Raw genomic sequence first — 6426 nt, 5'->3', positions numbered from 1 at the left:
GTATCGCTTCTTCTGCCCGCCCGCTTGGTGCTCGAAGGCAAGATCCTTGGTAGCGCGGTGCGTCAGCATGCAGTGCCTGCGGCCGAAACCACATGCCGCCTTCGACCTTTTACGGTTCGCCGGGTTCACGGCTTTGAGGCTCTACTGCGAACCGGTGAGACGCTGAAGATCATCAGCGCGAAAACGGCCGCATCCTTCGACGCCGATCTCGTTCTCCTCGTGCCGGATGCCAAGACACCCAAAGATATCAAGGCGGCCTTGCTGCGCGGCGACGGGCGCTGGGTAGGCTCCAAGCCGATCGAGCCCGCGACGCTCAGCGCACAGGACATGGCAGAGCGTCTTGCCGACGTACTGCTATCTTGGGACGGCGCCTTTCATCTGCGCGAAGGGCGCCCGGCCGCCGATGGCAAACCCGCTTGTGCAGGACTGCGCCGCCCGCAGATCGGCGCGCTTCACGCAGCGCTCGCCCATGCCACCCGGTCAACCGACCCCGCGACCATCGTCATGCCGACGGGCACGGGCAAAACCGAGACTATGCTGGCGCTGAACGCCCGCCAGCGCTTCGACCGTTTGTTGGTTGTTGTCCCGACCGATGCGCTGCGCGAACAGATCGCCGCCAAGTTCGAGACGTTCGGCGTACTAAAGAGGCAAGCCTGCCTCGATGAGAAAGCGCAATTTCCCGTCGTGATGCGGCTCGCGCATATCCCTGCATCAATCGCCGAGGTCGATCAGATCTTCGACAGCGCCAACGTCGTCGTTACTACCATGCACATTGCCGGGCGCGCGGAGGCGTCGGTGCAGGATCATATGGCCGAGCGCTCTTCCGCGCTGTTCATCGACGAGGCGCATCATATCGGGGCGCGAACTTGGAAGGCCTTTCGCGGCCTCTTCGTCGAACGCAATCCGCCCATCCCGGTCGTTCAGTTCACCGCCACCCCGTTTCGCGAGGACGGTGGCCGCGTCGATGGCGAGTTCATCTACACCTATCCGCTGAGGAAGGCGCAGGCGGAGGGCTATTTCAAGCCAATCCGCTTCGAGGCTGTGTTCGGTCTCGACCAACCCGATGCTGACCAAGCCATCATCGATAAGCTTGGCGACGTGCTTGCCTCCGATCTGAAAGCAGGCCTCAACCATCTGGCGATGGCCCGCTGCAACACGATCGAGCGAGCCAAGCAGCTCCACAACCTCTACGCGGCCGCCTATCCCAACTATCGACCTGTGATCGTCCACAGCCAGCAATCTCTAAAGGAACGACGCACCAATCTGGCGGCGCTGCGCAGCTTCGAGAGCAGGATCATCGTTTGCGTCGATATGCTGGGCGAAGGCTTCGATTTGCCCGAGCTGAAGATCGCGGCCCTTCATGATCATCACAAAAGCGTTGCCGTCACGATCCAGTTCGTCGGCCGCTTTACGCGCCAGGATCCCACCCTTGGTGACGCCACCGTGATCGCCAACACTGGCGTCGATGATGTCGATCGGTCGCTGGCCAAGCTATATGCCGAGGACGCCGACTGGAATGCGCTGGTCGAGGCGCTCAGCTCCGCCAAGATCGAACGCCAGGTGCGCCGCGCCGAGATGTTCAAGGGGTTCTCCGGCGACCTGAGCGACATCCCGCTTCAAACCCTTGAGCCGAAGATGAACGCGGTGCTCTACCGGACATCATGCGAAGCGTGGGATCCCTTCGCCACCGAGGAACTCTATAACCCCGGCACCTATCTCGGCATGAAGCTCAATCAGCATAAGCGGGTCGCGATATTCGTCACCCGCGCCGAGGAGCAGGCCCGCTGGACCTCGGCCCAACAGGCGGTCAATGTCACCTGGGATCTGCATATGATGCACTGGGATCAGACCACTGGCCTTCTCTACATCAGCAGTTCGGCCAAGGGGCCATTCGACCGGCTCGCCAAAGCGGTCTGCGGCGATACGACGCGCCGCGTCGAAGGCGAGGAAGTGTTTCGCAGCCTGCACGGTTTCAAGCGCCTCATCCTACGCAATTTGGGCCTTACCCATCATCAGGGGCGCGGGGTGCGCTATTCGATGTATATGGGCGTGGACGTGGCGGATGGCCTCGACAGCGCCAAATCCCAGTCGCGTATCAAGAACAACATCTTCGCGACCGGCTTCCTCGACGGTATGCCCGCCTCGCGCGGCTGTTCGGCAAAGGGCAAATTCTGGTCGAGCGCGAAGGTTCATGATCTGACCGACTGGATGGACTGGTGCCAGGATGTCGGCCGCACGGTGAACGATCCCAGTATCACCACCGACGGCGTGTTCAAAAGCGCGATGCGCCCACGCCAGATCAGCCAGCGACCGGACGTGCCACCCGTCGCAATCCATTGGCCAGAGACGTTGATCACGCAGATCGAGGAGAGGATCGAGATCTCGTTTGGTGATGAGGCAGTCACGTTTGCCGAATGTGACATCGAGCTGCTCGATAACGCCCGTACCGGACCGCTGCGCTTCGCCGTGCGCAGCGATGACCATTCAGCCGAGTTCGAGATTGTCTTCAGCGACGGACATGCCCGCTATCCTCAGCGCGCCGGCCCCAAGGCCACTATCAAGGTCGGTGGCAAGGTTCAGACCCTCTCGGAATCCTTCGGCGAGGACTCGCCCCAGATCGATTTCGGCGATGGCTCGCTGCTCATCTACAGTCATCTCTACACCTTGCCCGAGGGCGAGACGATCGAACCCTATCCGGCTGAGCGAATCGAGGTCTGGGACTGGTCGAAGGCCAACATCCGAGTGGAATCGCAAGGCACCGGAAAACGTGCGGACTCTGTCCAGCGTAGCGTCATCGAGATGCTCTTGGCCGACCCTGATCCATATGACGTCATCTTCGACGACGACGGCAAGGGCGAGATCGCAGACGTGGTGGCGTTGCGGATCACAGACAGCGTGGTGTCCGTGACCTTGTACCACTGCAAATACTCAGGGGCCGATACTCCGGGGGCAAGGCTTGGCGACCTCTATGAAGTGTGCGGCCAGGCGCAGAAGTCGGCCCGGTGGCGAGATCGGCCCGGCCGTATGCTCCAGCACATGCTGAGGCGCGAAAAGATGCGACGGGATCGCGGTGATAGCTCGAGGATCGAGCGGGGTTCGGCCGCCGGGATCAAGAAACTGAAGGTTGGCTGGCAGGACCATCGCTTCGAGTTCGACGTCCGTATCGTCCAGCCCGGCCTTTCGCGAAAGGCCATCGGTGAAGAGGGCTTGCATCTGCTCGCTGGGGTCGAGACTTATCTTCTGGAAACCCGCGCTATGCGATTGAAGGTCATCGGCAGTGAATGATGCCGGCGCGCGCCGGATATCCTAGCTGCAAAACGACGGCCGCCCTTGTGGTTGCGAGCGGTCAAGTGACATAGAAGCGAGCCATGCAGCAAATCTGTCTATCCCACCTCGGCACCTCCAAGAGCGTCCGAATTGTGGCTCATTCCGGTGATTACCCGGTGCTTACTTTATCCAAAAATGGATGCAGAGAAACGACATACTCTGATTTTATATCAACATGATATGGAGGATTCACTGCTAAGGTCTGGTATTTCCGCTGGAGGCGCAGATAGGCGCAGGGGAGCGAGGAAAGGTCGTTGCGGCGGCAATCGGGCGGCAATCTAATCCGCCCGCAACGCACCCATGACGGACATATCCGCAATCCCTCCGCGCCCGCCCGGCTCCATCAGACGCAATCTCACTATGCGCCCGCGCACCGGCCGGGTGTCGATTTCGCAAAGCGGGCCGGGGCAATCCTCCTGCGCCGCGAGCCTTTGCCACCGGCCGTCGGCATCCTGCATCTCGGCGACGAAGCCATGGGTTCCGGCCTGCGGGAAGAGAATGCGCAGCTTGCGCACCTCGACGAAGCGCTCCAGGTCGATCTGCAGCCAGGGCTGCGGGTCGTCGTCCCGCGCCAGCCAGAAGGTCGCAGGGTCGCCATCATTGCCCAGGCGCGAGGGATGGCCCGGCTGGGCCGAACTGGCATCGGTGGGGTTGTCGGTGCCGAAGCGCTGTACCGTCTGTTCCCCGGCAGCGCCGGCATCGCCAAGGCTGGGCGGCCTGTAGGGACGGTCGGCGGCCAACGCCGTCTTGCCAGGCACGAAAGCCGGGCCGTCCAGCGTGCGCACCGCGATCACGGCGTCGCGCAGACCCGGCGAGCTCGCACGGATGCGACTGGTGCCTTTCTGCCAGCTCCGCATCGCGATCGCGGCCTGGCCATCCCGAATGGCGATATCGCCGTCGGGCGCGAAATCGATCGTGCGGCCGGTTGGCAATTCCCCCGGACCGGACTCGATCGTCAGCCGTACCGGTGGACTGTTGCTGAGCGGCCTGCCCGCCGCGTCGACCACAGTGACGACGAGCTGCACGTCATCGGTTCCGTCCGCCCGCGCGATCACCGGCGCGCTGGAGCCGAGCCGGAGTGCGGCGGGCGTCCCCGGCCGGGGCCATGCCGGCGGCGCGATGCCGCGATAGGCCTGGCGATACCAGTACCACTGCCGCTTGGGCAGGCGGAAATAATCGACGATGCCCATCGAGCCGAACTGCCGCCCGGCAATGGAGCCATGGTCGAAACCCGCCCAGATCGCCTCGCCCGAACGCCAGGGCAGGCGCCACGATCCCGGCACGGCGGGGTCCGCGCCCGGCGTCCCGGGCAGGTCGCCCCAGCCCGGCTCGAACCTGCCCGGACGGTCGGCGGCGGTCGATCCATATTCCGCGACGAAATTGGCTATGCCGGGATCGGGGAAAAGCCTGGCGCCATCGCCATTGTAGCCGGCGATGTCGCCGATCCTGTCGAGATCGCCGCGCTGCGCTCCACTGACCGCGGCCGGACGCGACGGATCGAGCGCCCTTGCCAGCGCGACCTCCTCCTTCAATAACCGCCGCACTTCGGGCAGCGTCCCGCCCGAAGTGAAGAACACCTCATTGTCCATGCTCCAGGCGATGATGGACGGGCTGTTGCGGTTGATGCGGATCATCTCGGCAAGCTGTTGCCTGACGCTGGCGTCGAAGGCGGCGCGATGCTCCGGCTCGACCGGATAGGCCGAAGCCGCCCAGGGGCTTTTGAAGCCCGCCGTACCCCAGAAGGGCGCCTCGGAAAGGAACAGCATGCCGACCCGGTCGGCCGTCTCGGCGAAATGCGGATCGTGCGGATAGTGCGAGCCGCGAATGAAGTCGAACCCCGCATCTTTCAGCATCCGCACGTCGCGCTCGATCGCGCGGTTGGTGACGGCATCGCCCCACCCCGCCTGGTCCTGATGGGCGTTGGCACCCCGGAAGTAGCGATGCCTGCCGTTGAGGAAGAAGCCCCGGTCCGCCGTCCATTCGAACCACCGGAAGCCGAAAAATGTCTCGTAACGGTCCCTTTCCCTGCCGCCGACGATCAGGCGGGTGATAGCCCGGTAGAGGACGGGCGTTTCCGGGCTCCACAGGCGCGGACGGGCAATGGCGGCAGACCGCTGCACGGCGTTGACCGTCCTGCCGGGCGGCACGGAGAGGCGGCTGTCGGGCAGAGTGGCGACGGTCCGGCCGCGATCGTCGACGATATGCGTCCGCACCGTCACCAGCGCCAATGCCGCGCCGTCATTGCGGACTTCGGTCGCCGCCTCGACCTTGCCCGAGGCATCCGAAAGTTCGGGCGTCGTCACGAACGTGCCGGTCCAGGGGACATGCACCGCATCGGTCGCGACCAGCCACAGGTCGCGATAGAGGCCGCCGCTGAACAGATGCTCGCCCGCCCGCGGCGCCAGCGTCGCGTCCCAGCGATTGTTCACCCGCACGGCGACGACATTGCGCCCCGGCCGGACAGCCTTCGTGATATCGACGGGGAAGCCGGTATAGCCGCCACGATGTCGCGCCAGCCGCACGCCGTTCACGAAGACCTCCGCATCCTGGAACGCTCCCTCGAACTCCAGCGAGAGGCTGCGACCGGCGGGCAGCGCCGGGAGATCGAAGCTCTTGCGATACCAGCCATAGCCGACCGGGAAGGAGGGCGACTGGAAATAGGGCAGGCTGAAGCTGTGCGGCAAGCCGACCGATTGCCATCCCGCATCGTCGTAGCCGGGGGCCTGGGCACCCGTGACATCCGCCAATATGAAGCGCCAGCCAGCGTTGAAATTCAGCCGGGTCCGCATCTGCCGCGAAAGCAGTGCCGGTGGCGACGGCTCCGCATGCCGGGCCAGAACCGGAACCGGCGGCAGGGCGATGAGCAGGAGAGCGCCGAAAAGCCGACAGAGACGACCGCCGGTATCATTCGCATGGTGCCCCTCGGCAGGCGGGCGCCGCGCCAGGATGGAAGTCATTTCAGCTCGTCCTCCCTTCATCATCCTGTGCCGGCCTGCTTTGCCGTTCGCTCCGGCGATGTCCTTCGGTCCGGAGTCAGGTAGCGCTACCATAGTTCGGGAGGGCGGGGTCAACAACGGCAAAAGCCGGGCGACGGCCGCG

General features: G+C 64.1%; 2 protein-coding genes. One reads left to right on the top strand and one right to left on the bottom strand.

The genetic code is table 11. The annotated features are described in order from the left end of the window. Positions 1 to 27: 27 nt before the first annotated feature. The gene (locus tag MJ601_RS11505) at positions 28 to 3285 is read left to right on the top strand and encodes a DEAD/DEAH box helicase (RefSeq protein ID WP_348635574.1); all 3258 of its coding nucleotides are present in this window, start codon (positions 28 to 30) and stop codon (positions 3283 to 3285) included. A 320-nt stretch (positions 3286 to 3605) separates the two neighbouring features. On the opposite strand, the gene MJ601_RS11500 is transcribed toward MJ601_RS11505, so the two are convergent. Beyond that, entirely contained in the window at positions 3606 to 6284 is a 2679-nt protein-coding gene (locus tag MJ601_RS11500; RefSeq protein WP_242126475.1) for a glycoside hydrolase family 2 protein, read from the bottom strand. Positions 6285 to 6426 lie beyond the last annotated feature (142 nt).

It is taken from the genome of Sphingobium trunci (assembly GCF_022664535.1).
Classification (GTDB): Bacteria; Pseudomonadota; Alphaproteobacteria; order Sphingomonadales; family Sphingomonadaceae; genus Sphingobium.
The sequence above is the reverse complement of the archived record's forward strand: the minus strand, read 5'-3'. Positions and strand labels throughout refer to the sequence as shown.

Excerpts from the sequence above, each read along its gene's own strand:
- MJ601_RS11500 (WP_242126475.1), bottom strand. The coding sequence starts at position 6,284 with ATGACTTCCATCCTGGCGCGGCGCCCGCCTGCCGAGGGGCACCATGCG.